The organism is Aeromicrobium piscarium, from assembly GCF_007421815.1.
In the GTDB taxonomy this organism is placed as follows: Bacteria; Actinomycetota; Actinomycetes; order Propionibacteriales; family Nocardioidaceae; genus Aeromicrobium; species Aeromicrobium piscarium.
Genome location: NZ_VLNT01000002.1, coordinates 1 through 20,954, shown reverse-complemented (window position 1 = coordinate 20,954; position 20,954 = coordinate 1). Strand labels below are relative to the sequence as shown.

The 20,954-nt window shown below is 68.6% G+C and carries 25 protein-coding genes; 19 read left to right on the top strand and 6 right to left on the bottom strand.

Features of this window, described 5'->3' with window-relative positions:
- Positions 1–96 precede the first annotated feature (96 nt).
- A complete protein-coding gene (gene dapB / locus FNM00_RS02930) occupies positions 97–846 on the top strand; it encodes a 4-hydroxy-tetrahydrodipicolinate reductase (protein WP_143911526.1) in 750 nt (249 codons plus the stop codon).
- 14 nt (positions 847–860) lie between these two features.
- Positions 861–1,889 (top strand): NADP-dependent oxidoreductase, encoded by a 1,029-nt coding sequence (locus tag FNM00_RS02925; RefSeq protein ID WP_143911525.1) that lies wholly within the window; start codon positions 861–863, stop codon positions 1,887–1,889.
- Positions 1,890–2,001: 112 nt separating this feature from the next.
- On the opposite strand, the gene FNM00_RS02920 is transcribed toward FNM00_RS02925, so the two are convergent.
- From FNM00_RS02920 to FNM00_RS02900, 5 genes are read right to left on the bottom strand one after another with little or no spacing between them, the layout of a single operon-like run.
- Positions 2,002–2,310 carry an AzlD domain-containing protein gene (locus FNM00_RS02920; RefSeq protein ID WP_143911524.1) on the bottom strand — a complete coding sequence of 103 codons (309 nt, stop codon included), beginning with the start codon at positions 2,308–2,310 and terminating at the stop codon, positions 2,002–2,004.
- Positions 2,303–2,992 (bottom strand): AzlC family ABC transporter permease, encoded by a 690-nt coding sequence (locus FNM00_RS02915; RefSeq protein ID WP_143911523.1) that lies wholly within the window; start codon positions 2,990–2,992, stop codon positions 2,303–2,305. The genes FNM00_RS02920 and FNM00_RS02915 overlap by 8 nt, the downstream gene beginning before the upstream one ends.
- Positions 2,989–3,522 (bottom strand): GNAT family N-acetyltransferase, encoded by a 534-nt coding sequence (locus FNM00_RS02910; RefSeq protein WP_143911522.1) that lies wholly within the window; start codon positions 3,520–3,522, stop codon positions 2,989–2,991. The genes FNM00_RS02915 and FNM00_RS02910 overlap by 4 nt, the downstream gene beginning before the upstream one ends.
- 13 nt (positions 3,523–3,535) lie before the next feature.
- The gene (locus tag FNM00_RS02905; RefSeq protein ID WP_143911521.1) at positions 3,536–4,027 is read right to left on the bottom strand and encodes a hypothetical protein; all 492 of its coding nucleotides are present in this window, start codon (positions 4,025–4,027) and stop codon (positions 3,536–3,538) included.
- A gap of 36 nt (positions 4,028–4,063) precedes the next feature.
- On the bottom strand, positions 4,064–4,558 hold the full coding sequence (locus FNM00_RS02900) for a hypothetical protein (protein WP_143911520.1): 495 nt from the start codon (positions 4,556–4,558) through the stop codon (positions 4,064–4,066).
- 90 nt (positions 4,559–4,648) lie between these two features.
- Here FNM00_RS02900 and FNM00_RS02895 point away from each other — a divergent pair, with 90 nt between their 5' ends.
- Both FNM00_RS02895 and FNM00_RS02890 read left to right on the top strand, forming a co-directional pair.
- Positions 4,649–5,443, top strand: coding sequence for a thymidylate synthase (locus FNM00_RS02895; RefSeq protein ID WP_143911519.1), 795 nt, complete (start codon positions 4,649–4,651; stop codon positions 5,441–5,443).
- Entirely contained in the window at positions 5,440–5,940 is a 501-nt protein-coding gene (locus FNM00_RS02890; protein ID WP_143911518.1) for a dihydrofolate reductase, read from the top strand. The genes FNM00_RS02895 and FNM00_RS02890 overlap by 4 nt, the downstream gene beginning before the upstream one ends.
- Here FNM00_RS02890 and FNM00_RS02885 read toward each other — a convergent pair.
- Positions 5,915–7,453 carry a helix-turn-helix domain-containing protein gene (locus tag FNM00_RS02885; RefSeq protein ID WP_143911517.1) on the bottom strand — a complete coding sequence of 513 codons (1,539 nt, stop codon included), beginning with the start codon at positions 7,451–7,453 and terminating at the stop codon, positions 5,915–5,917. The genes FNM00_RS02890 and FNM00_RS02885 overlap by 26 nt on opposite strands.
- A gap of 122 nt (positions 7,454–7,575) precedes the next feature.
- On the opposite strand from FNM00_RS02885, the gene FNM00_RS02880 reads away from it, so the two are divergent.
- From FNM00_RS02880 to FNM00_RS02810, 15 genes are all read left to right on the top strand, one after another.
- Positions 7,576–8,037 (top strand): nucleoside deaminase, encoded by a 462-nt coding sequence (locus FNM00_RS02880; protein WP_143911516.1) that lies wholly within the window; start codon positions 7,576–7,578, stop codon positions 8,035–8,037.
- A gap of 100 nt (positions 8,038–8,137) precedes the next feature.
- Positions 8,138–9,427 carry a cytosine permease gene (gene codB / locus FNM00_RS02875; RefSeq protein ID WP_143911515.1) on the top strand — a complete coding sequence of 430 codons (1,290 nt, stop codon included), beginning with the start codon at positions 8,138–8,140 and terminating at the stop codon, positions 9,425–9,427.
- A gap of 28 nt (positions 9,428–9,455) precedes the next feature.
- Positions 9,456–10,247, top strand: a complete 792-nt coding sequence (locus tag FNM00_RS02870; RefSeq protein ID WP_185972943.1) for a thioesterase family protein — start codon at positions 9,456–9,458, stop codon at positions 10,245–10,247.
- A gap of 43 nt (positions 10,248–10,290) precedes the next feature.
- The gene (gene dapA, locus FNM00_RS02865) at positions 10,291–11,202 is read left to right on the top strand and encodes a 4-hydroxy-tetrahydrodipicolinate synthase (protein WP_143911513.1); all 912 of its coding nucleotides are present in this window, start codon (positions 10,291–10,293) and stop codon (positions 11,200–11,202) included.
- Positions 11,203–11,279: 77 nt separating this feature from the next.
- Positions 11,280–12,959, top strand: coding sequence for a ribonuclease J (locus FNM00_RS02860; protein WP_143911512.1), 1,680 nt, complete (start codon positions 11,280–11,282; stop codon positions 12,957–12,959).
- Positions 12,960–13,075: 116 nt separating this feature from the next.
- Positions 13,076–13,774, top strand: a complete 699-nt coding sequence (locus FNM00_RS02855; RefSeq protein WP_143911511.1) for a sirohydrochlorin chelatase — start codon at positions 13,076–13,078, stop codon at positions 13,772–13,774.
- Positions 13,775–14,143: 369 nt separating this feature from the next.
- Positions 14,144–16,645 (top strand): FtsK/SpoIIIE family DNA translocase, encoded by a 2,502-nt coding sequence (locus tag FNM00_RS02850; RefSeq protein WP_185972942.1) that lies wholly within the window; start codon positions 14,144–14,146, stop codon positions 16,643–16,645.
- Between the two features lie 197 nt (positions 16,646–16,842).
- On the top strand, positions 16,843–17,445 hold the full coding sequence (locus FNM00_RS02845; RefSeq protein WP_143911510.1) for a CDP-alcohol phosphatidyltransferase family protein: 603 nt from the start codon (positions 16,843–16,845) through the stop codon (positions 17,443–17,445).
- Positions 17,442–17,930 (top strand): CinA family protein, encoded by a 489-nt coding sequence (locus FNM00_RS02840; protein WP_143911509.1) that lies wholly within the window; start codon positions 17,442–17,444, stop codon positions 17,928–17,930. Before FNM00_RS02845 ends, FNM00_RS02840 begins: the two co-directional genes overlap by 4 nt.
- A gap of 31 nt (positions 17,931–17,961) precedes the next feature.
- Complete coding sequence (locus tag FNM00_RS02835) at positions 17,962–18,258, top strand: helix-turn-helix domain-containing protein (protein WP_143911508.1); 297 nt, start codon at positions 17,962–17,964, stop codon at positions 18,256–18,258.
- Positions 18,258–18,452: a DUF3046 domain-containing protein gene (locus tag FNM00_RS02830; RefSeq protein WP_143911507.1), complete on the top strand. Its 195-nt coding sequence runs from the start codon at positions 18,258–18,260 to the stop codon at positions 18,450–18,452. Before FNM00_RS02835 ends, FNM00_RS02830 begins: the two co-directional genes overlap by 1 nt.
- A gap of 6 nt (positions 18,453–18,458) precedes the next feature.
- Positions 18,459–18,848 (top strand): VOC family protein, encoded by a 390-nt coding sequence (locus FNM00_RS02825; protein WP_246065042.1) that lies wholly within the window; start codon positions 18,459–18,461, stop codon positions 18,846–18,848.
- Between the two features lie 167 nt (positions 18,849–19,015).
- Entirely contained in the window at positions 19,016–20,092 is a 1,077-nt protein-coding gene (gene recA, locus FNM00_RS02820; protein WP_143911506.1) for a recombinase RecA, read from the top strand.
- Positions 20,092–20,607, top strand: coding sequence for a regulatory protein RecX (locus FNM00_RS02815; RefSeq protein ID WP_143911505.1), 516 nt, complete (start codon positions 20,092–20,094; stop codon positions 20,605–20,607). Before recA ends, FNM00_RS02815 begins: the two co-directional genes overlap by 1 nt.
- Positions 20,608–20,614: 7 nt before the next feature.
- Positions 20,615–20,851, top strand: coding sequence for a GNAT family N-acetyltransferase (locus FNM00_RS02810; protein WP_143911504.1), 237 nt, complete (start codon positions 20,615–20,617; stop codon positions 20,849–20,851).
- Positions 20,852–20,954: the final 103 nt, after the last annotated feature.

Genomic DNA, 20,954 nt, shown 5'->3' with positions numbered 1-20,954 from the left:
CCTTTTGCGGAGCTGATGAGGTTGATGGCCTACCGCTCGACGATGGTGCGCGCACCCGCCGGACCTTCTCGACTCGCTCACTCCTACGATCGAGGCATGACACGAGTGGCTGTGCTGGGCGCCCGCGGACGCATGGGATCGACATCGGTGGAGGCGATCGAGGCCGCCGACGACCTGGACCTCGTCGCCGCGGTGGACAAGGACGACGCCATCGAGGCGCTCACGGAGTCCGGAGCCGAGGCCGCGCTGGTGTTCACTACCCCCGATGTCGCGATGGACCAGGTGATCTGGTGTGTCGAGCGGGGTATCCACGTGGTCATCGGCACCTCCGGCTTCGACGATGAGAAGATTGCGCGGCTGCGTGAACTCGCTGCGGATCACGAGGGAATCGGCATCCTCGTGGTGCCGAATTTCTCGATCGGCGCGGTGCTCATGATGCGTTTCGCGGCCGTCGCGGCACCCTTCTTCGAGTCCGTCGAGATCATCGAGATGCACCACCCCGACAAGGTGGACGCCCCCTCGGGCACGGCAGTGCGGACCGCGGAGATGATCGGCGCTGCTCGCCGGGAGGCCGGCTCGGCGCCGCTGCCCGATGCCACCACCAGCGATCCCGATGGCGCACGGGGCGCGAAGGTCGACGGAATCCCGGTGCACGCGGTCCGCGCGCGCGGTTTCATCGCCTCCCAGGAGGTTCTTTTCGGCGATCCGGGAGAGATCTTCGGCATCCGCCACGATTCGTCCACCCGCGAGAGCTTCATGCCCGGTGTAGTGGCCGCCCTGCGCGGTGTCACCGCTCGGCCGGGTGTCACCGTCGGCCTGGACACCGTTCTCGGCCTCACCGATTGATTCAGGAGCACGTCATGCAGACACGCCAGATCCGCCTCGCCCGACGTCCGATCGGAGAGCCGGTCGACGACGACTACGAGTTCACCACCCGCGACCTCCCGGAGCTGCAGGAGGGGCAGGTCCTATTGCGCACGATCTATCTGTCACTGGATCCCTATATGCGGGGGCGGATGAGCGATGCCAAGTCCTATGCACAGCCCTTGGACATCGGCGATGTGATGCTCGGGCAGACGGTCTGCGAGGTCGTGGAGTCGGCCTCCGACCGTCGTGCTGTCGGCGATATCGTGCTTGCCTTCACCGGATGGCAGACCCACGCGGTCGTGCAGGGCAAGCACACCCGCAAGCTCGATCCGTCGGCCGCGCCGATCACGACGGCGCTCGGTGTGCTCGGCATGCCCGGCTTCACCGCGTACGGCGGCTTGCTGGGGATCGGACATCCGCAGGAGGGGGACACGGTCGTCGTCGCGGCGGCGACCGGGCCGGTCGGTTCGGCGGTCGGACAGATCGCGCGGGTCAAGGGCGCGCGGGCGGTCGGCATCGCCGGAGGTCCCGAGAAGTGCGCGGCGCTGATCGACGACTTCGGTTTCGATGCCGCCGTTGATCACCGGGCTCCTGATTTCGTCGAGCGGTTGGCGGGGGCGACCCCGGACGGTATCGACGTGTACTTCGAGAACGTCGGCGGCCGGGTGACCAATGCCGTGATCGACCGGTTCAATCCCTTCGCGCGGATGCCGGTGTGCGGGGTGATCTCGGGCTACAACGCGGTCGACGGACTCGCGGACGCCGATCGGCTGGCCCCGGACTTCCTGCATCGGATCCTGGTCGACCGGCTGACGATTCGCGGTTTCATCCAGGACGAGTTCATCGAGAGCCACCATGAGGATTTCGTCCGCGATATGACCGCATGGGTCGGCGATGGTCGGGTGCGGTATCGCGAGGACATCGTCGAGGGTCTCGATCAGGCTCCCGAGGCCTTCCGCGGTCTCCTGACGGGCCGCAACTTCGGCAAGCTCCTCATCCGCGTCGGTGACGACCCCACCTGACCTGCCGGGCCCAGATGTGGCCGATTGTGGCCCGTTACTCACGAGTAGAACGGGCCACAAGTGGACAAAAGTCGGGCCCGGAGGGCCGTGGCGTCCAGATGGTGGGAGGGGATCAGGCCAGGAGGCGGAGGAGGGCGGCGCTCGCGGCTGCCGCGCCGACCACCACGAGGAAGGGCATCCGCCACCACAGCAGCAGCGCTGCCACCCCCAGCGCTGCCAGCCGCGCGTCCAGAGTCAGCACGCTGCCATCGCCGACCACCTGCACCGCGACCAGAGCGCCGAGCAGCGCGACTGGGATCAGGGCGGCGGCTCGCACGGTCATCGGGTGGTCGAGGACGCGGGCGGGAAGCGACAACCCGGCGAGCTTGAGCGCGTAACAGCCCGCCGCGGTGAGCAGGAGCCCGATCCACAGCTCAGTCATCGCGCCCGCCGAACCGGCTCTGCAGCAGCAGACCCGCGAGGAGCGCGATGCCGCCGCCGACGATGATCGGAACGCCGGCGGGGGAGAGCGGCACCAGCCCTAGCGCGACCGCGGCGCCGAGCAGTGCGACGAGGCGGGTGAGCGCCGAGTCGAGCCGCGGCCACAGCAGTGCGAGGAAGGCCCCACCCACAGCGGCGTCGAGCCCGAAGTCGCGCGGGTCGCCGATGGCCGTGCCGGCCAGCGCACCGATGAAGGTGAACAGATTCCACAGGACGAAGATCCCGCCGCCGGTCCAGTAGAAGGCGACGCGAGCCTGATGCGGTGTCGCCCGTGTGACCGCCATCGCGGTCGATTCGTCGATCACGACGTGAGCGGCGAGAGGACGTCGCCAGCCCCGCAGATCGAGCAGGCGGGCGAGGCTCAGACCGTAGAACAGGTTCCGGCCTCCGAGCAGCACCGAGGTGACGGCACCGGCGAACGGTGATCCGCCCGAGGCGATGACGCCGACGAAGGCGAACTGCGAGGCACCGGTGAACATGAGCAGCGACATCGCGCAGGCCTGCCAGACGCTCAGGCCGGCGGCGGTGGCGAGGGCACCGAAGGAGATGCCGTAGGCACCGGTGGCAAGACCCACTCCCAGCGAGTCGGTGATGATCGCGCGGTCGGATGAGGCAGCGGTCACGCCAGCCCCGTGTGCAGCCTGACCTGTCGAAGTGTCGCGCCGGTCTCGGCCGCCAGCTCACGGTGCGCGCCGTCGGGAGCCCATCCCGCAGCTGTCGCGAACGCTCGGGTGGCATCGTCGGTCGAGCTCAGCCACCAGACCGCGCGCGTGAATCGATCGGCGCGCAAGGTGTCGGCGCAGGCCTGGAGCAACCGCGAACCATGGCCTGCCCCGCGGTGACGGGCGTCGATCACGAACTCGCCGATCTCGCCGTCGGCTACCGGGTCGGAGTCCTCGTCATGGCAGGGGTGGACGAGCGCGAAGCCGCGGATCGTCGCCCGCTCGAGTGCCACGAGAACGCGCTGTCGTGCGTCGCGTGGAGCCGCGATGGTCTGTCGCCAGCGTTCGGCGAGGTCGTGGGGACGCAGGGCGTCCAGCTGGTCGCCCAGCACGTCGGCGAAGCTCTCCCGCCACGACTCGGCCTGGAGGGAGGCGATCGCCTCGACGTCGTCGGGCCAGGCGAGCCTGGCGCTGACATCAGCGGTCGTCATGCCCGCGACCCGCTCACGACGCCTCGCGCAGATAGGAGCGTCCGCCGTCGCGGTCCAGGCGGCGCTCCGCTCTCTCGAAGGAGGCCTCGGAGGGCCAGAGCAGCGCGAACATCGCGATGATGCTCGGCACGCCCGCGATGAGCAGCGGCCAGGCCCCGTGGTCGACGAGGAAGCTCACGACGACGCCGATCAGCACGGGTGCCTCCAAGACGGCGTACCGCACCATCACATTGGCGCGGAACGCGTTCAGGGCCCGCGCCATGGCCTCGTCACGGGCCGTCCCGATCGCGATGGCCGGAAGCTGGTCGCCCAGGAAGCGCGCGAGTCCTACCGCCGCCGCGACGAGAGCCAACAGGCCCACCGTGAGCCAGACCGGCGGGAGCTCGTGGTCGCCGATGCCCCCGACGATGAGGAAGACCGCGATGACGATGAAGACCGGGGCGGTCAGCAGAGACATCAGCAGGGTGCGTAGCGCGTCGCGACCCGATGGCGTGGGCTCGGTCATGTTCCCGAGTCTGTCACACGGCGAACCGGCTCATGATCACGAGTCGAAGGCTTCGACGAGTCCCGACGGGGTGCCCTCCGCCTCCAGGGCCGTGGCCACTCTGGTCGTGTTGCGCACCGTCGGCCAGGTTTCGACAGCGATGGCCACGACGGTCGCGATGGCGACGACGATCACCGTCCAGCCGCCGTACGGCATCACGAAGGCATAGAGGATCGCGAGCAGCAGCGGGATCTCGAGCACGAACAGAGCACGTGCGAGGTGGCGCTGGTAGTGGGCGAGTGAGGCGTCCAGCGCGGCGTCGGCGTCCAGGCCGGGTGAGAGCGGCGGGATCCGGGTCCACGACCTCTCGACGTCGACGACGGCGGCGACGAGGACGGCAGCCAGTCCGCCGACCGCCCAGAGGGGAGGGAACGATGCTCCTGTGCCGCCGAGGGCGAACGCGAGGATGGCCGACAATGCCGTGGTGGTGACCAGCTGGGTGATGACGAGGCCGCGCAGTTGCCGGACCTGCTGGGTGTGGCGCTCGTCCATGGGTTCCCCTCCTCGACGGATGCGCGCCAGTATCCCACGGCACGCGGCGAGGCCGTCGGAATGTCGCCGCCGAGCGGTAGGCTGAACGCCATGCGGGCCTACCTCGATCTCGTTCAGCGCATCCTCGACGACGGCACCGAGAAGTCCGATCGCACCGGTACCGGCACCCTCAGCGTGTTCGGGCATCAGCTGCGATTCGACCTCTCCGAGGGCTTTCCCCTGGTCACCACCAAGAAGGTCCATCTGCGCTCGATCGTGGGGGAGCTGATCTGGTTCATCTCCGGTGACACCAATGTGCGCTATCTCCACGAGAACCGGATCTCGATCTGGGACGAGTGGGCGGACGAGAACGGCGACCTCGGTCCCGTCTACGGTCGCCAATGGCGCTCGTGGCCGGCTCCCGACGGCCGCCACATCGACCAGCTGGCCCGGGTGATCGAGAACCTGCGTCGCGATCCGGACTCGCGGCGTCACCTGGTCAGCGCCTGGAATGTCGCCGACCTGGACGAGATGGCCTTGGCTCCGTGCCACGCCTTCTTCCAGTTCTATGTGGCCGACGGCAAGCTCTCGTGCCAGCTCTATCAGCGCTCGGGCGACGTCTTCCTCGGCGTGCCGTTCAATATCGCCTCCTACGCCCTGCTCACACACATGGTCGCCCAGGTCACCGGTCTGGAGGTCGGCGACTTCGTGCACACCCTCGGCGACGCCCACCTGTACCTCAATCACCTCGACCAAGCGCGTGAGCAGCTCACGCGCGAGCCGCGTCCGTTGCCGCGACTCGAGCTCGACCCCTCGGTCCGCTCGATCGAGGACTTCGCCATCGAGTCCGTCAACGTGGTCGGCTACGATCCGCACCCGGCGATCAAGGCTCCCGTCGCGGTATGAGCGATGAGCACCTGCCTCGCACCACGCTGGTGGTGGCGATCGGCGCGAACGGAGTGATCGGCCGCGATGGTCAGATGCCGTGGCCGCGGACGGGCGATCAAGTCCAGTTCAAGGAGCTGACCTGGGGCCATCCTCTGGTCATGGGCCGCGCCACGTACGACTCGATCGGCCGCCCGCTGCCGGGGCGTACGTCGATCGTGCTGACCCGCGACCAGTCCTGGGATCCGGGCCACGCGGACGTCCGCGTCGTCCACGACCTGGATGCCGCGCTGCGCGTCGCCCACGAGCTCGACCACGACGCGTTCATCATCGGTGGCGCCCAGGTCTACGCCGCCGCTCGCGAGGCCGGTGTCGTCGACCGTCTCGTCGTCACGCATGTCGCCCAGGCACCTGAGGGCGATGCGTGGTTCGCCCCGATCGACGGCCCGTGGCGGCCGGTCGCGCGTGAGCAGTACGACGGCTACGAGATCGTCACATACGAGCGCCCCCGGGGCTGACGCCCACGGCCGGATCGATTCCGGTGCGCAGCCGCCACGCCACCAGGGCCACGTGCAGGCCGAGCACGGACTCGGCGTCCTCCAGGGAGATGCCCAGCGATCGTTCGATCCTCTCCAGTCGGGCGTAGAGGGACTGGCGGCGGATGCCGAGGCGCTGTGCCGCGAGCGTCTTGGAGCGCCCCAGCGCGAGATACGCGTCGAGTGTGCTCACCAGCGATCCCTGGCTGTGACGGTCTGAGGCGAGCAGTGGTCCGAGCTGCTCGGCCACCAGGGCGTCGATGCGATCGGCGCTCAGTCCTCCGGCCACGAGCCGCTGAACCCCGACATCGCGTGCCAGCAGCACCCGGGTGTCGCCCGCGCGGGCATCGGCGAGGCGCACGACATCGCGGGCCGTGTGGAGCGCCGCCGGAAGGTCCGTCAATCGGTCGCACGGCATGGCCGCTCCGATGGTGACGTCGACACCGCTGGTCCCGAGCGACTGATGGCCTTCGCGGAGGAGCTCGCGCAGACGCCGTGGGGTCGTGCTGGGGCCGGTGATGAGCAGGACCACGACGAGATGGCCGAGGGTGCCCGCCACGAGCGGTCCCACGAGCGCCGGCCACGCCGCCTCGACTCGGCTGAGACAGGCGCCGGGATCGCCGTGAGGATCGGCGGCGATGGCCGTGATGCGCCGTCCCGTCGTGACCAGGCCGGCGTCCTCCAGGCGGCGGGCGATCTCGTCGTGGGACAGGAGAGCCCCGGCGTTCAGATCACTGACGAGGGCTTGGGACAGAGTCGGCCGCCACCCGGCCTCGCGGTGCCGGGCGAGCTCGAGGGTGAGTGCGGTGGCCGCGCGGTCGGCGAGCCGGTTCAGGCGAGCGTCAGGAGTTCCGCACAGCAACCGCACGGTCCCGAGGATCCGGTGGCGACTCCGCAACTGCGCGGTGGCACCCGCGCCGTCGTACAGACGCACGGTGCTGATGCGGCTCTGCTCCACGACATGGCCGTCGGGATCGAGCAGCTCCGCGGCGCACCCCGCGATCCGGGCCAGTTGATCGAGCACCGCCTGAGGGCCGGCACCCTCGACGACGAGGTCGAGCAGCCCCGCCCACCCGGCGTCCTCCTCGGCGGCACCGAGCCGGGCGCGGACGGCGAGCTCGTGGAAATCCTCGACCATCCGCACGAATGGAACGATCCGAGGGAAGACCAGGAACGCCAGCCCGGCGCGACGGGCCGCGTCGACCATGGCCTCCGGCGGATCGAGGAACGAACGGCCGAGCTCGAGGGCGAGTGCTGCGCACCCCGCGCGGGCCAGCGAGGTGACGTACTCGTCCAGTTGCTCGGCATTGGCGCCGTGTAATCCCAGACCGGTCGTCAGCAGAAGCTCGCCCCCGGCGAGCAGACCGCTCATCTCGTAGACCTCGGATGAGTGCACCCAGCGGATGTCGATGGCGTCCGGGTCGCCGGTCAGCACCCTCGTTCCGGCAGCCCGGAACGAGGGCAGTCGCAGCACCTCGGCGAGGGAAGCGTACATGGGTCCTCCTGGACGTGATGTCCAACAGAGTAGGCCTTGAACCCGACATAGTGTCCTTTGACCGTCGAGGAAGCGACTGATGGAGTGAGCTAGATCTCATTGTCCTCTGAAGGAGCGTTCCCATGACCTTGACCGATGACGACCGTCGCTTCCTCGATCTGGCGATCGAGCAAGCCCAGATCGGCTGGGACGAAGGAGGGGTCCCGATCGGGTCGGTGCTGGTCCGCGATGGCGAGGTGCTCGCGGTGGGCCGCAACCGGCGTTTCCAGATGGACAGTGCGATCCGCCACGGCGAGACCGACTGTATCGAGAACGCCGGGCGGCTTCCCGCGCGCGTCTACCGCGAGAGTGTGCTCTACACGACCTTGTCGCCTTGTTACATGTGCGCCGGGACGGCCGTCATGTACGAGATCCCTCGCATCGTGATCGGCGAGAACCGGAATTTCCAGGCCAGCGAGGACTGGTTGCGCTCCTTCGGCAAGGAGATCGTCGTCGCCGACGACCCGGGATGCCGGGCGCTGATGGAGAAGATGCTCGCCGAACGTCCGGAGCTGTGGGCCGAGGACATCGGGGAGGAAGCATGATCCCGCGTAGTACCGAGATGTGCTCCAGATTGGTCAACGGAGCCCGATCTCGGTCGATGACTACGGAGCACATCTCGGTCCAGACAGGGGAGGTCGCGTCATGAGCCAGAGCGCCGAGCCGGTCGACGGAGGGGCCGTCGACCCGGATTACCCCGTCACCCCCGTTCCCCGGCACGCACGCAAGACCTTCTTCTCGCTGGCGGTCGTGCTCCTGGGCTTCACCGTGTTCACGCCGACGATGCTGGCGGGCGCCGAGCTGGGTATCGCCTTCAGCTTCGGTGACCTCTTGCTCATGATCGCCCTCGGCTCGGTCATCCTCGGCACCTACGTCGTGCTGCTCGGCTGGATCGGCGCGAGGACGGGCCTCACCACGGTGGTCATGGCGCGCTACAGCCTGGGCACCCGCGGATCCAAGCTCGCCTCGATCCTCCTCGGAGGCACTCAGATCGGCTGGTACGGCGTCATCATCGGGACGGTCGGCGAGCTCACCGCACAGGCGATGGACTGGGAGTCCTTCGCGGCGAAGGCCGCGGTCATGATCGCCTCCAGCGTGCTGATGTGCCTCACTGCCTGCTACGGCTACCGGGGCATGTACTGGGTCTCGCTGGTGGCAACACCGCTGATCCTCGTCCTCGCGTTCTGGGTGGTGTTCCGATCACTGGACGAGGTCGGCGGCTGGAACGCCTTCCTCGGCATCGAGCCGAGCACCTCGATGACGGCCGCTGTGGCGATCACGACCGTGGTCGGCACCTTCGTCTCGGCCGGCACGCAGGCACCGAACTGGACGCGTTTCGCCCGCAGCGGCTCGCAGGCGATGTGGGCTTGCCTCATCGCCTTCCTGCTCGGCAACGGACTGATGATCCTCTTCGGCGCGATCGGCGCGATCACCTTCGGCGAGGGTGACTTCGTCCTCGTCCTCTACCAGCTCGGCCTGGTCGGCTGGGGACTGTTCCTGCTCTTCGGCAACCTGTGGAAGTCGAATGCGGATACTGCCTACGCCTTCGGCGTCGCGGGAGCCGAGCTCTTCGAGCGCCCCCGCAAGATCCCGTTCATCATCGGTGGATCGATCATCGGCACGCTGCTCGCGCTCGGTGGCATGCACCAGCACCTCGTGCAGTACCTGGTGCTGCTGGGTATCTTCATCCCGCCGCTGGGCGGCGTCATCATCGGCGATTATCTGGCGCGCTGGCGCCGCTCGCAGATGCCTCCGGGTGCCGCGCTGCCGCGGTTCGACGTCAGGAATCTCGGTGTCTACGCCGTCGCCAGCGCTCTGGCCTGGGCCTCCGATCATTGGGAGATCGCGATCCCGCCGCTTGTGGGCATCGTCGCGGCCATCGTCCTCACTACCGCGCTGCGCGCATCGGAACGGACGAGAAGCACCACGGCGTAGCGTCAGAGCGATCGGGCATGATGACGGCGTGAACGACGACACGTATCTCGAGGACACCACGTCGCGCCCGGTCGGAGCCGGGCGTCGGGTGCTCACGCTGACCGACCGATGGAACACGCCGCTGGGGAAGCCGAACGGCGGGTACCTCCTCGCCGCCATGCTGCGCGGCGTGGCCGATGAGGTACCCGAGGCGGGTGACCCGCTCGTCGCCGAGATCAGCTATCTGCGATCGCCGGCGGTGGGAGAGGCCGAGCTGGACACCGAGGTGTTGCGCTCGGGCCGGCGCGTGCAGACGGCGACGGCACGCCTCGACCAGGAGGGCGCCCAGGTTGCGCAGGCGGTCGTCAACTTCGGCGTGCACGGGGACGGGGCGCGGCGCGAGGACTTCGCAGAGGCGCCGATCCTGCCCGAGCCGGACTCGTGCCTGGACCCGATCGCCGAGGGGATGCCTCCCGACGGCATCTTCGGCCAGGTCGAGTACCGGCTCCCGACGGCGCCGGGGTGGGCCACCGGTGCGCCCTCGGGGGACCCGACGGTGACGCTGTGGCAACGACTGCGGGGAGGACGGGAGATCGACTTCCCGGCCCTCGCGCTGCTGTGTGACTCGTTCGCCCCAGCCGTCATGGAGATCGGCGAGAACGGATCGATGACCGTGCAGTTGACGGTGCATCTGCGACGCCTCCCGGCTCCCGGCTGGATCGCGACCCGGCTGTTCACCCGGCACGTGAGCGGTGGCTACCACGAGGAGGACTGCGAGCTGTGGGACAGCGATGGCAACCTCGTCGCGCAGTCGCGCCAACTGGCGATCCTGCTCGGGTGATCCTGCACAGACCCGGCGGCGGTCCAAGCGGTAGCCTCGGAGCATGACTTCGCCGCTCGCCTCGTCGTCCGCTCCGTTCGGCCGTGTGCTGACCGCCATGGTCACGCCCTTCTCGGCCGACGGCAAGCTCGACCTGGACGCGGCACAGAAGGTGGCCTCGCATCTGGTCGATCTCGGCAACGACGGGATCGTGGTCTCCGGCACCACAGGCGAGTCGCCGACCACGACCGTGGCCGAGGATGGCGAGCTGTTGCGTGCCATCCTCGATGCCGTCGGTGACCGGGCGACCGTCATCGCGGGTGTCGGAACCAACGACACCCGCCATTCGGTCGAGCTCGCCGAGCAGGCGGCTCGCGCCGGTGCCCACGGGCTGCTGCTGGTGACGCCGTACTACTCCAAGCCGCCGCAGCACGGCTTCGTGCTGCACGTCGAAGCGGTGGCAGCGGCCGGTGACGGCACGCCGATCATGCTCTACGACATCCCCGGCCGGACCGGCATGACGATCGCCGAGGACACTTACCTGACCCTCGACCGCCTCGACGAGGTCGTCGCCGTCAAGGACGCCGTGGCGGACCTCGAACGCGGTGCGTGGCTGCTCGCCAACACCGGTCTCGCCCTCTACTCCGGCGACGACTCGTTGAACCTCGCCTGGCTCAGCATCGGCGCGGCGGGGGTGGTGAGCGTCGTCGGTCACGCGGCGGCCGGCCGCTATCGCCGGATGGTCGAGGCCGTCGATGCCGGTGATCTTGCCGAGGCGCGTCGCCTCAACCTTGAGCTCGTGCCCTTGGTACGGGCGATGATGACCCACACGCAGGGCGCCATGACGGCCAAGATCGCGCTGCACCTGCGCGGTGTCCTCGACTCTCTCGCGGTGCGGCCCCCGTTGCCGCCGATCGAGGAGTCGGAGATCGCGATGGTGCGCGAAGGTCTGGCCGCCGTGGGCCTGCTCGACTGATACGTGAGGAACCGTATGACGGACATGGAGACGAGCCGCGCACTGTACGTGCCCCGAGGCCTCGGGCAGGTGAATCGATGAGTCACATGCACACCGAGCTTGGCCCGCCTCCGGCGCTCGCTCCGCACGCCTTGCGCGTCATCGCGCTCGGCGGCCTGGGCGAGATCGGGCGCAACATGACTGTCTTCGAGTTCGGCGGCAAGCTGCTGATCGTCGACTGCGGTGTGCTCTTCCCCGAGGAGCAGCATCCGGGGGTCGACCTGATCCTGCCCGACTTCGGGCCCATCCGCGACCGTCTCGACGATGTCGTCGGCATTGTGCTGACTCACGGGCACGAGGACCATATCGGCGGGGTCCCGTATCTGTTGCGCGAACGCGGCGATATCCCGGTGATCGGCTCGAAGCTCACGCTGGCCCTCCTCGAGCCCAAGCTGAAGGAGCACCGCCTCAAGCAGGTGCCCAAGCACATCGTCTCGGAGGGAGACGTGCTCTCCTTCGGGCCTTTCGAGTGTGAGTTCGTCGCGGTCAACCACTCCATCCCCGATGCCCTCGCCGTGGCGATCAAGACGCCGGCGGGCGTGGCCCTGCATACGGGCGACTTCAAGATGGACCAGTTGCCGCTCGACGGGCGCATCACCGACCTGCGGGCCTTCGCGCGGCTCGGTGAGTCGGGGGTCGACCTCTTCCTCACCGACTCGACCAACTCGGACGTCCCGGGTTTCACGACCGCCGAGCGCCAGATCACCCCGGCGATCGACGCGGTGTTCGCCCGCAGCACCAAGCGGATCATCGTCGCGTCCTTCGCGTCCCACGTGCACCGCGTGCAGCAGGTGCTCGATGCCGCAGCCAAGCATGGACGCAAGGTCGCCTATGTCGGCCGGTCGATGGTGCGCAACATGCAGATCGCGCGCGAGCTGGGCTATCTGCACGTCCCGGACGGCGTCGTGGTGGACAAGGTCGACGCGGCACCGCCGGAGAAGATGGTGCTCATGTCGACCGGCTCGCAGGGGGAGCCGATGGCCGCGTTGTCCCGCATCGCCAATCGCAGCCACCAGCAGGTGAGCCTGGAGCCCGGCGACACGGTGCTGCTGGCCTCGTCGCTGATTCCCGGCAATGAGAATGCCGTGTACCGCGTGATCGACGGCCTCACCAAGCTCGGCGCGCACGTCGTGCACAAGGGCAACGCGCTGGTGCACGTCTCCGGTCACGCCTCGGCCGGTGAGCTGCTCTACTGCTACAACATCGTCCGGCCGCAGAATGTCATGCCGGTACACGGTGAGATCCGCCATCTGCACGCCAATGCGGCGCTGGCCGAGGCCACCGGCGTGCCGAATGTGATCCTCGCCGAGGATGGCTACGTGGTCGATCTCATCGACGGGCACGCGCGGATCGTCGGGGCCGTGGACTGCGGCTACGTCTACGTCGACGGCTCCTCCGTCGGTGACCTCACCGATTCGGAGCTGAAGGACCGCCGGGTGCTCGGCGAGGAGGGCTTCGTCTCGGCCGTCGTCGTGATCGATTCCACGAACGGCAAGATCATCACGGGCCCCGATATCCACGCACGCGGCCTGGCCGAGGACGACACGGTGTTCGACGGCGTCCGCCCGAAACTCGTCGCGGCCCTCGAGGAGGCGCTCGGCGACGGTACGCGCGACTCGCGGCAATTGCAGCAGGTCATGCGCCGGATCCTCGGCTCGTACGCCGGACGCACGCTCCGTCGCCGACCGATGATCGTGCCGATCGTCGTCGAGGCCTGAGCCGGCGGTTCTCGGTTCGTAACCGGTTCCGTCACCACGCTTAACCTCAGCGAAACAGCCGCTCGTCACCCTGGTCGGGAGGCGGCCACCCGGGCCGCGCCGATCGGGGATGAGAGATGACGAAGGCCACCTTGGTGGTGTGCGCGCAGGGCGTCGAGACGCATGCGGGGCGCGCCGCGCTTGCATCCGTGGTGCAGGGTGTTCGGCGCGAGACGCGGGAGTTCGATGTCGTCGACGCCTTCGTCGGCACCCAGCACCCGGACGTCGCCGAGGTCGTGGCGCAGCTTCCTGGCCGGCGGGTCGTGGTGCCGTTGACGCTCTGGCATGACGACGAGGTGGAGGCGCGGCTCCGGCATCTCGCCTCGGCGCTGCCGGGTGTCACGGTGGCGGCGCCGATCGGACCGGACTGGTTGCTCGCCGAGCTCGGGGTGCGGAGGCTGATCGAGGCGGGAGCGCGGCCGGGCGATTCGATCGTGCTCGCGGCCGGTCCCGCGGGTTCGGTGCGCGCCCGGCACGACATCGCGAAGGCAGCGCGACTGCTCAGCGCGGTCTGGGGCGGTCGGGTGCATGTCGCCGGTGACATGAGCGGGCCGGAGCTGGCAGAGGCGATCGACATCGCCCGGGCGTATCAGCGGCGCGTCGTCGTCTCGATCTACGCGTTGACGATGTCGCAGGCGACGAGCCGCATCGGCCGGTTGGGAGCCGATGTGGTGACGGCACCGCTTCTCAGCGCCGGTGCCGGCGAGCCCGGGGTGATCTCGCTCGTGCTCGCCCGTGCCACCGCGCGCGGATCATCGCTCGCGATGGGCCGGTGACCCACGTCGGTCAGGGGCGGTCTGCTGATGCCACCCCTGCTCGTGGGCGGTGTGTGGTCGACCACCACGTGCGCCGCCTGCTGTGTCCGGCGGAGGTCCGTGGTTGGCCAGGCACCGGGATCCGCCCACCCTCGATATCGGTGACCGATCAACCTCCACGTGCGCCCCCTCGGCGTGTCCGGGGGATATCGATGGTTGACCACGCACCGCTCGCCCAGGCACCGCTCGCCCGCGCACGCCTCGTGCCGGCGGCCGGGGACCGTCGACGACAGGTCACGGTGGGATCACCGGCCATATCCGGAGCCGTGGGCCAGGGGGAGGGGAGTGTCGGAACCGGGCAACCCTCGAGTCGTGGTTTAGCCTTGGAACATGGCGACCCGAACGTCTTCCCCGTCGCAGAAGCGACCGTCCGGAGGCCAGGCCCGTAAGAAGCCTGCGGCGAAGAAGCCGCAGGCGCGCAAGCCTGCGCCCAAGTCCGCTGCGCGTTCCGGCCCCAGCCCCGCGGGCACCGCGGTGCAGGCGGTGGGGCGTGGAGTACGGGCGGTCTGGTCCGGCATCTCCGGCGCCACCGGGGCTGTCGCGCGCAGCGTCGGCACGGGCGCCAAGGAGCTGGACCCAGCGCAGCGCCGCGACGGCGTCGGATTCGCGATTCTCGCGATCGCGATCGTGACCGCCGCGGCGGTGTGGTGGGATGTCTCGGGCGCTGTGGGCAGGGGAGTCCGCCAGGCGGCTACGGGCACAGTCGGCCTGCTCGCCTGGGCGATCCCCATCGTCCTGGTGGTCATCGCCTGGCGTACGTTGCGCCACCCCGACCGCAACGGCCCCGTCGGCCGGCAGGTGATCGGCTGGAGCGCGATCTGCGGCGGTGTTCTCGGACTCGTGCACCTCGCACATGACGTCCCGCGCCCGGGCGACGGCGCGGGCAGCATGGGGGAGGCCGGTGGCGCCATCGGCTTCCTGTTCTCGGCGATCCTCATCGACCTGCTCAAGAGTCCCTTCGTGGTCGCGCCGCTGCTGGTGCTGCTGACGATCTTCGGGGTGCTCGTGGTGACGGGCACGCCGCTGTACGCGGTACCGGGGCGGTTGCGGGCCGGACGCGACCGTCTGCTGGGGCGCCATCGGGACGCCGACGAGGCCGATCCTGAGCCGGCGCCGACCACCCCGGCGCGCAAGCGCCACCCCCGCACGACCTTCGACGCCGCCGACGAGCCCTTCGACAATCCCCTCGTCGAAGGGCCGGGGGAGCCTGACGCGGTCGATATCGCGGCCGGACACGATATCGACGTGCCCGAGCCCGCTCCGCTGTCGGCGATGGAGGAGGAGCCCGCCGCACCGCCCGCGCCGGCGTCGAGCAAGCCGATCGAGCCGATCCCGGTCCGTGCCGAGCAGCTGGCGCTCTCGGGCGACATCGTCTACACCCTGCCCGACCCGGGTGCCCTCCGCGAGGGCACGCCGCCCAAGGCGCGCACCTCGGCGTCCGATGCCGTGGTCGACCGGCTCACCGAGGTGCTCGAGCAGTTCAAGATCGACGCCACCGTCACCGGGTACACGCGCGGACCGACGGTCACCCGCTACGAGGTCGAGCTCGGCCCGGCCGTCAAAGTCGAGAAGGTCACCGCCCTCAGCAAGAACATCTCGTACGCCGTGGCCTCCAATGAGGTGCGTATCCTCAGCCCCATCCCGGGCAAGTCGGCGATCGGCATCGAGATCCCGAATGTCGACAAGGAGATGGTCTCGCTCGGCGATGTCCTCCGGTCGAGCAAGGCACGCGGCGACCACCACCCGATGGTCATCGGTCTCGGCAAGGACGTCGAGGGCGGCTTCGTGCTGGCGAATCTCGCCAAGATGCCCCACATGCTGGTCGCGGGTGCCACCGGCTCGGGTAAGTCGAGCTTCGTCAACTCGATGATCAGCTCGCTGCTGATGCGGGCGACGCCCGACGAGGTCCGGATGATCCTCGTCGACCCCAAGCGCGTCGAGCTGACGGCCTATGAGGGCATCCCGCATCTCATCACGCCGATCATCACCAATCCGAAGAAGGCGGCCGAGGCCCTGCAATGGGTCGTCCGGGAGATGGATCTGCGATACGACGATCTCGCGGCCTTCGGCTACCGGCACATCGACGACTTCAACAAGGCCGTCTCATCGGGCAAGCTGCAGCCGCCGCCGGGCAGTGAGCGGGTGCTCGCGCCCTACCCGTACCTCCTCGTCGTGGTCGACGAGCTCGCGGACCTCATGATGGTCGCCCCCCGCGACGTCGAGGACGCGATCGTGCGCATCACCCAGCTGGCGCGTGCCGCGGGCATCCACCTCGTGCTGGCCACCCAGCGCCCCAGCGTGGACGTCGTGACCGGCCTGATCAAGGCCAATGTCCCGAGCCGGCTGGCATTCGCCACGAGCTCGCTGGCCGACAGCCGGGTCATCCTCGACCAGCCAGGAGCCGAGAAGCTCGTCGGCCAGGGCGATGGCCTGTTCCTGCCGATGGGCGCTAACAAGGCGATGCGCATGCAGGGGGCCTGGATCAACGAGAGTGAGATCCAGACGCTGGTCGAGCACTGCAAGGAACAGCTGAAACCCTCGTATCGCGAGGATGTCACGGCTCCGCAGCAGGCCAAGCGGGAGCTCGACGATGACATCGGCGACGACATGGATCTCGTGCTGCAGGCGGTCGAGCTGGTGGTCAACACGCAGTTCGGCTCCACCTCGATGCTGCAGCGCAAGCTGCGTGTGGGCTTCGCCAAGGCGGGTCGTCTGATGGACATCCTGGAGAGCCGCGGTGTGGTCGGGCCGAGCGAGGGCTCGAAGGCCCGTGACGTGCTCGTCAAGCCCGATGACCTCCCCGACATGCTCGCCAGCATCCAGGCCGGCTGAGCCCCCTGGGCGGTGAGTAGGCGTCCATCCTCGACGGCGAGCGGTGGGTGAGCGTCCTTCCCCGAGGATCAGATGGACGCTGTCCCACCGCGGCCAGCGGGGAATGGACGCCTAACCACCGCGCCGTGCCCTAGATCGGTGGGGGAGTCCGAGGGCGGGCCGGTTGAGGGCTTCCGGCGTACTCCATACTGAACACCATGACCGAGAAGGACGCTGCTCCGAGCAACCTCAACATCGCGAACGTGTTGACGGTGATCCGGATCCTCGGCGTCCCGCTGTTCGGCTGGCTGCTGCTCATCGACGGCGGGCAGGACGAGTGGCTGCGCGTCTGGTCGTGGGTCGCCTTCGTCCTGCTGATGGCGACCGACAAGATCGACGGCGATCTGGCGCGCAAGCACGGTCTGATCACCGATTTCGGCAAGATCGCCGACCCGATCGCCGACAAGGCCCTCACCGGCATGGCCTTCGTCGGGCTGGCGATCATCTTCGACCACTGGCTGTTCTGGACGGTCACAATCCTCATGCTCGTGCGCGAGTGGGGTATCACCGTCATGAGGTTCTTCATGGTCCGACGGGGCGTGGTGATGCCCGCGAGCCGTGGCGGCAAGCTCAAGACCGTCCTGCAGGCCTTCGCCATCGCTGGATATCTGCTGCCCTTCGAGCTCTGGGACAACCTCGTCTCGGATCTGCTCCGGTGGGTGACGCACGGTGTGATGGCCGCCACGGTGGTCGTCACGGTCGTTACCGGTGTGCAGTACGTCGTCGAGGCACGTCGGCTCTCCAGGACGCCGGCACGGTGAAGGCCGAGGAGATCGTCGCGTCGCTGACCGCCGCCGGCCAGCACGTCGCCACTGCCGAGTCCCTGACCGGTGGCCTGGTGTGCGCCGCGCTGGTCGATCCTCCCGGCGCGTCGGAGGTCGTCCGCGGAGGGATCGTCGCCTATCAGCCGGAGATGAAGTCCGCCCTGCTCGGTGTTCCCCCCGAGCTGATCGCGGAGCGCGGCACGGTGTGCGCGGAGGTCGCGACCGCTCTCGCCGCGGGGGCCCGTCGCGAGTTCGACGCCGACTGGGGCGTGAGCACGACCGGCGTGGCAGGTCCCGGGCCCTCCGAGGGTCGTGCACAAGGCACGGTCTTCGTAGCCGTGGCGGGGCCCGATGATGTCGCGATCGCCGAGGAGCTCCATCTCTCCGGCGATCGGAAACAGGTCCGTTCCGGGGCGGTGGACGCGGCGCTGTCACTGCTGGGCGCTAGGCTGAGGGAACAAGCGGGTTCCGGTCCGCGTTGACCACAGGCGAAGACCACGTCAGGAGGAGCCCATGACCACGATGCGACAGCTCGTCGGCGAAGTGCTCCGCGCGCGCCGGCTGGCGCAGGGCCTCACACTGCGCGATGTCTCGGCGCGAGCACGGGTGAGTCTGGGCTATATCTCGGAGGTCGAACGCGGCCAGAAGGAGCCCAGTTCGGAGCTGCTCGCCGCTTTGGCCACCGCCCTGGACGTGCCGCTCAGCAAGGTCCTGCTGGACGTCAGCTCCCTGATGGAGGTCGAGGAGGCCGCCGAGCTGGCCACGGTCTCCAGCATCGCTCCGAGCAAGGTCGAGGTCTCGGCCGCCTGATGCGCCACAGCGAGTTCTGGGCGCGGATGGACCAGCACCTCGGCAGCGCGTACTCGGCCTCCTGGGCCTCACAGCAGTCGATCGCCGCGTTGGGCGACCGCACCGTCGACGAGGCCCTCGATGCCGGGGTGCCGCCGCAGCGCGTCTGGCGCGCCGTCCATGCCGTCCTCGAGCTGCCGGCCTCGGAGCGGTGAGTCGCGTTGCGACTGCGACAGACGGTCCTGGACACGATGGACCCGCGGGGCCTCGCGGAGTTCTGGCGCCAGGTGCTCGGCTGGCGTTACCGCTCCGGTGACGCGGACTCCGGTCCACGGCCCGAGTGGCTGGTCCTTCGTCATCCGGACGGCGGCCCCGGGCTCGCCTTCCAGCGGGTTGAGCAGCTGACGCGCGCCACGTGGCCGGATGGCACGGTTCCGCAGCAGATCCACCTCGACCTGACGGTCGAAGATGTCGCTGAACTCGACGCCGAGCACGATCGTCTGCTCGCCTTGCGGGCCGAGCTTCTGCTCGACCGGAGTGACGATCCCGAGGAGCCGCTGCGCGTCTACGCCGATCCCCAGGGGCATCCCTTCTGCGTCTTCGTGGCCTGACGGCGTGTCGCGCGCGATCGAACACGTGTTCGCCTAGACTTTGATCCACAGGCTGGACGAGGAAGAACCGTCATCCACAGACGAGTCGACGAGGCTCACGAATGTCAGTGGGTTCTTCTACCGTCGAAGATGGCCCGCCACCCACGACACAGAACAGGACCCGCCTCATGGCCAAGAACACCGCGTCCAAGGCCCCCGTCGGCGCCGAAGGCGACAAGGACAAGGCTCTCGACAACGCGATCGCCCAGATCTCTCGCTCGTACGGCAATGGTGCGGTCATGCGCCTGGGCGACCGCACCAAGGCACCCATCGAGGTGATCCCGACCGGTGCCGTCGCGCTCGACGTCGCCCTCGGCATCGGTGGTCTGCCGCGTGGCCGGATCGTGGAGGTCTACGGCCCGGAGTCCTCGGGTAAGACCACGGTCGCCCTACACGCTGTCGCCAATGCTCAGCGAGCGGGCGGTGTCGCGGCGTTCATCGATGCCGAGCACGCGCTGGATCCGGACTATGCCCGTAAGCTCGGCGTCGACACCGATGCCCTGCTGATCTCGCAGCCCGACTCGGGGGAGCAGGCGCTCGAGATCGCCGATATGCTCATCCGCTCTGGCGCCCTGGACATCATCGTCATCGACTCGGTGGCCGCGCTCGTACCGCGAGCGGAGATCGACGGTGAGATGGGCGACAGCCACGTGGGTCTGCAGGCTCGGCTGATGAGCCAGGCGCTGCGCAAGATGACGGGTGCCATCAACGGCTCGGGTACCACGGCGATCTTCATCAACCAGCTGCGCGAGAAGATCGGCGTCATGTTCGGTTCACCCGAGACCACCACCGGCGGCAAGGCGCTCAAGTTCTACGCGTCGGTGCGTATGGACGTGCGCCGTATCGAGACGCTCAAGGACGGCACTGACATGGTCGGTAACCGCACGCGCGTCAAGGTCGTCAAGAACAAGATGGCGCCGCCCTTCAAGCAGGCCGAGTTCGACATCATGTACGGCCAGGGGATCAGCCGCGAGGGCAGCCTCATCGACCTCGGCGTCGACGCGGGCTTCGTGCGCAAGGCGGGTGCCTGGTACACCTATGAGGGCGACCAGCTCGGGCAGGGCAAGGAGAACTCGCGTAACTTCCTGCGCGACAACCCGGACCTGGCCAATGAGCTGGAGAAGCGCATCAAGGAGAACCTCGGCATCGGCGCTCAGGTCGACGAGCCCGTCGAGGACGGCGATCTGTCGGCCGCAGACTTCTGATGGCGCGCCGGACGGCCGAGGGGCTGACCGGCACCGAACTGGAGGAGTTCGCCCGGACGGTCGCGCTCGATCGGTTGACCGATCGCGACCGCAGCCGGGCGGACTTGGCGACAGTGATGGCCAAGAAGGCGGTTCCCGAGGAGGTCGCCACCGCGGTGCTCGATCGGCTCGAGACCGTCGGTCTCGTCGACGATGAGCGCTTCGCGCGGACGTGGGTCGAATCGCGTCAACGGGTCAAAGGTCTCGCCCGGCCGGCCCTCGCTGTCGAGCTGCGCCGTCAGGGTATCGACGACGAGCTCGCCCGAACGGTACTGGACGATGAGGTCGATACCGACGGTGAGCACCAGGCGGCACGCCAGTTGGTCGAGCGCCGATTGCCGAGCTTGCGGGGCCTTGACCGGACGGTGCAGATGCGGCGTCTCGCGGGTCTTCTGGCGCGTAAGGGTTATAGCTCGTCGGTCGCCTTCGCGGTGGTACGCGAGGCCCTGGACGAGGCCGCCGACGACATCGAGTGAGACGTCGATGTGGCAGTTTCGTTCGTTCGTCGAGTCCGATCTTCCGATTCTGGTGAGCTGGCGCAACGAACCACATGTGCTGCGTTGGTTCCCGCGGGTCTTCGCGGGCATCGAGGATGCCCGCCACGTGCTGGCCGATCGGCTCGACGGTCGCTCGCCGGTCCGGATGTGGCTGGCCGTCCTCGACCAGCACCCGGTGGGATTTCTTCAGAGCTTTCCCGGCTCTTCCCAGTTGAGGGTGTAGAACGAGTGAGCGCGTCGGTCCGGCGATAGACGTCGAGGTCTCCCGATGATGGAAGTTCTCACGCTATCCATCTGGAAGACCTCGACATGCCTGACGCTACCTT

Excerpts from the sequence above, each read along its gene's own strand:
- FNM00_RS02815 (WP_143911505.1), top strand. The coding sequence starts at position 20,092 with ATGGCGCGCCGGACGGCCGAGGGGCTGACCGGCACCGAACTGGAGGAG.
- codB (WP_143911515.1), top strand. The coding sequence starts at position 8,138 with ATGAGCCAGAGCGCCGAGCCGGTCGACGGAGGGGCCGTCGACCCGGAT.
- FNM00_RS02845 (WP_143911510.1), top strand. The coding sequence starts at position 16,843 with ATGACCGAGAAGGACGCTGCTCCGAGCAACCTCAACATCGCGAACGTG.
- FNM00_RS02850 (WP_185972942.1), top strand. The coding sequence starts at position 14,144 with ATGGCGACCCGAACGTCTTCCCCGTCGCAGAAGCGACCGTCCGGAGGC.
- dapA (WP_143911513.1), top strand. The coding sequence starts at position 10,291 with ATGACTTCGCCGCTCGCCTCGTCGTCCGCTCCGTTCGGCCGTGTGCTG.
- FNM00_RS02890 (WP_143911518.1), top strand. The coding sequence starts at position 5,440 with ATGAGCGATGAGCACCTGCCTCGCACCACGCTGGTGGTGGCGATCGGC.
- FNM00_RS02835 (WP_143911508.1), top strand. The coding sequence starts at position 17,962 with ATGACCACGATGCGACAGCTCGTCGGCGAAGTGCTCCGCGCGCGCCGG.
- FNM00_RS02910 (WP_143911522.1), bottom strand. The coding sequence starts at position 3,522 with ATGACGACCGCTGATGTCAGCGCCAGGCTCGCCTGGCCCGACGACGTC.
- FNM00_RS02895 (WP_143911519.1), top strand. The coding sequence starts at position 4,649 with ATGCGGGCCTACCTCGATCTCGTTCAGCGCATCCTCGACGACGGCACC.
- recA (WP_143911506.1), top strand. The coding sequence starts at position 19,016 with ATGGCCAAGAACACCGCGTCCAAGGCCCCCGTCGGCGCCGAAGGCGAC.
- FNM00_RS02830 (WP_143911507.1), top strand. The coding sequence starts at position 18,258 with ATGCGCCACAGCGAGTTCTGGGCGCGGATGGACCAGCACCTCGGCAGC.
- FNM00_RS02920 (WP_143911524.1), bottom strand. The coding sequence starts at position 2,310 with ATGACTGAGCTGTGGATCGGGCTCCTGCTCACCGCGGCGGGCTGTTAC.
- FNM00_RS02900 (WP_143911520.1), bottom strand. The coding sequence starts at position 4,558 with ATGGACGAGCGCCACACCCAGCAGGTCCGGCAACTGCGCGGCCTCGTC.
- FNM00_RS02860 (WP_143911512.1), top strand. The coding sequence starts at position 11,280 with ATGAGTCACATGCACACCGAGCTTGGCCCGCCTCCGGCGCTCGCTCCG.
- FNM00_RS02885 (WP_143911517.1), bottom strand. The coding sequence starts at position 7,453 with ATGTACGCTTCCCTCGCCGAGGTGCTGCGACTGCCCTCGTTCCGGGCT.
- FNM00_RS02810 (WP_143911504.1), top strand. The coding sequence starts at position 20,615 with ATGTGGCAGTTTCGTTCGTTCGTCGAGTCCGATCTTCCGATTCTGGTG.
- FNM00_RS02905 (WP_143911521.1), bottom strand. The coding sequence starts at position 4,027 with ATGACCGAGCCCACGCCATCGGGTCGCGACGCGCTACGCACCCTGCTG.
- FNM00_RS02855 (WP_143911511.1), top strand. The coding sequence starts at position 13,076 with ATGACGAAGGCCACCTTGGTGGTGTGCGCGCAGGGCGTCGAGACGCAT.
- FNM00_RS02925 (WP_143911525.1), top strand. The coding sequence starts at position 861 with ATGCAGACACGCCAGATCCGCCTCGCCCGACGTCCGATCGGAGAGCCG.
- FNM00_RS02880 (WP_143911516.1), top strand. The coding sequence starts at position 7,576 with ATGACCTTGACCGATGACGACCGTCGCTTCCTCGATCTGGCGATCGAG.
- dapB (WP_143911526.1), top strand. The coding sequence starts at position 97 with ATGACACGAGTGGCTGTGCTGGGCGCCCGCGGACGCATGGGATCGACA.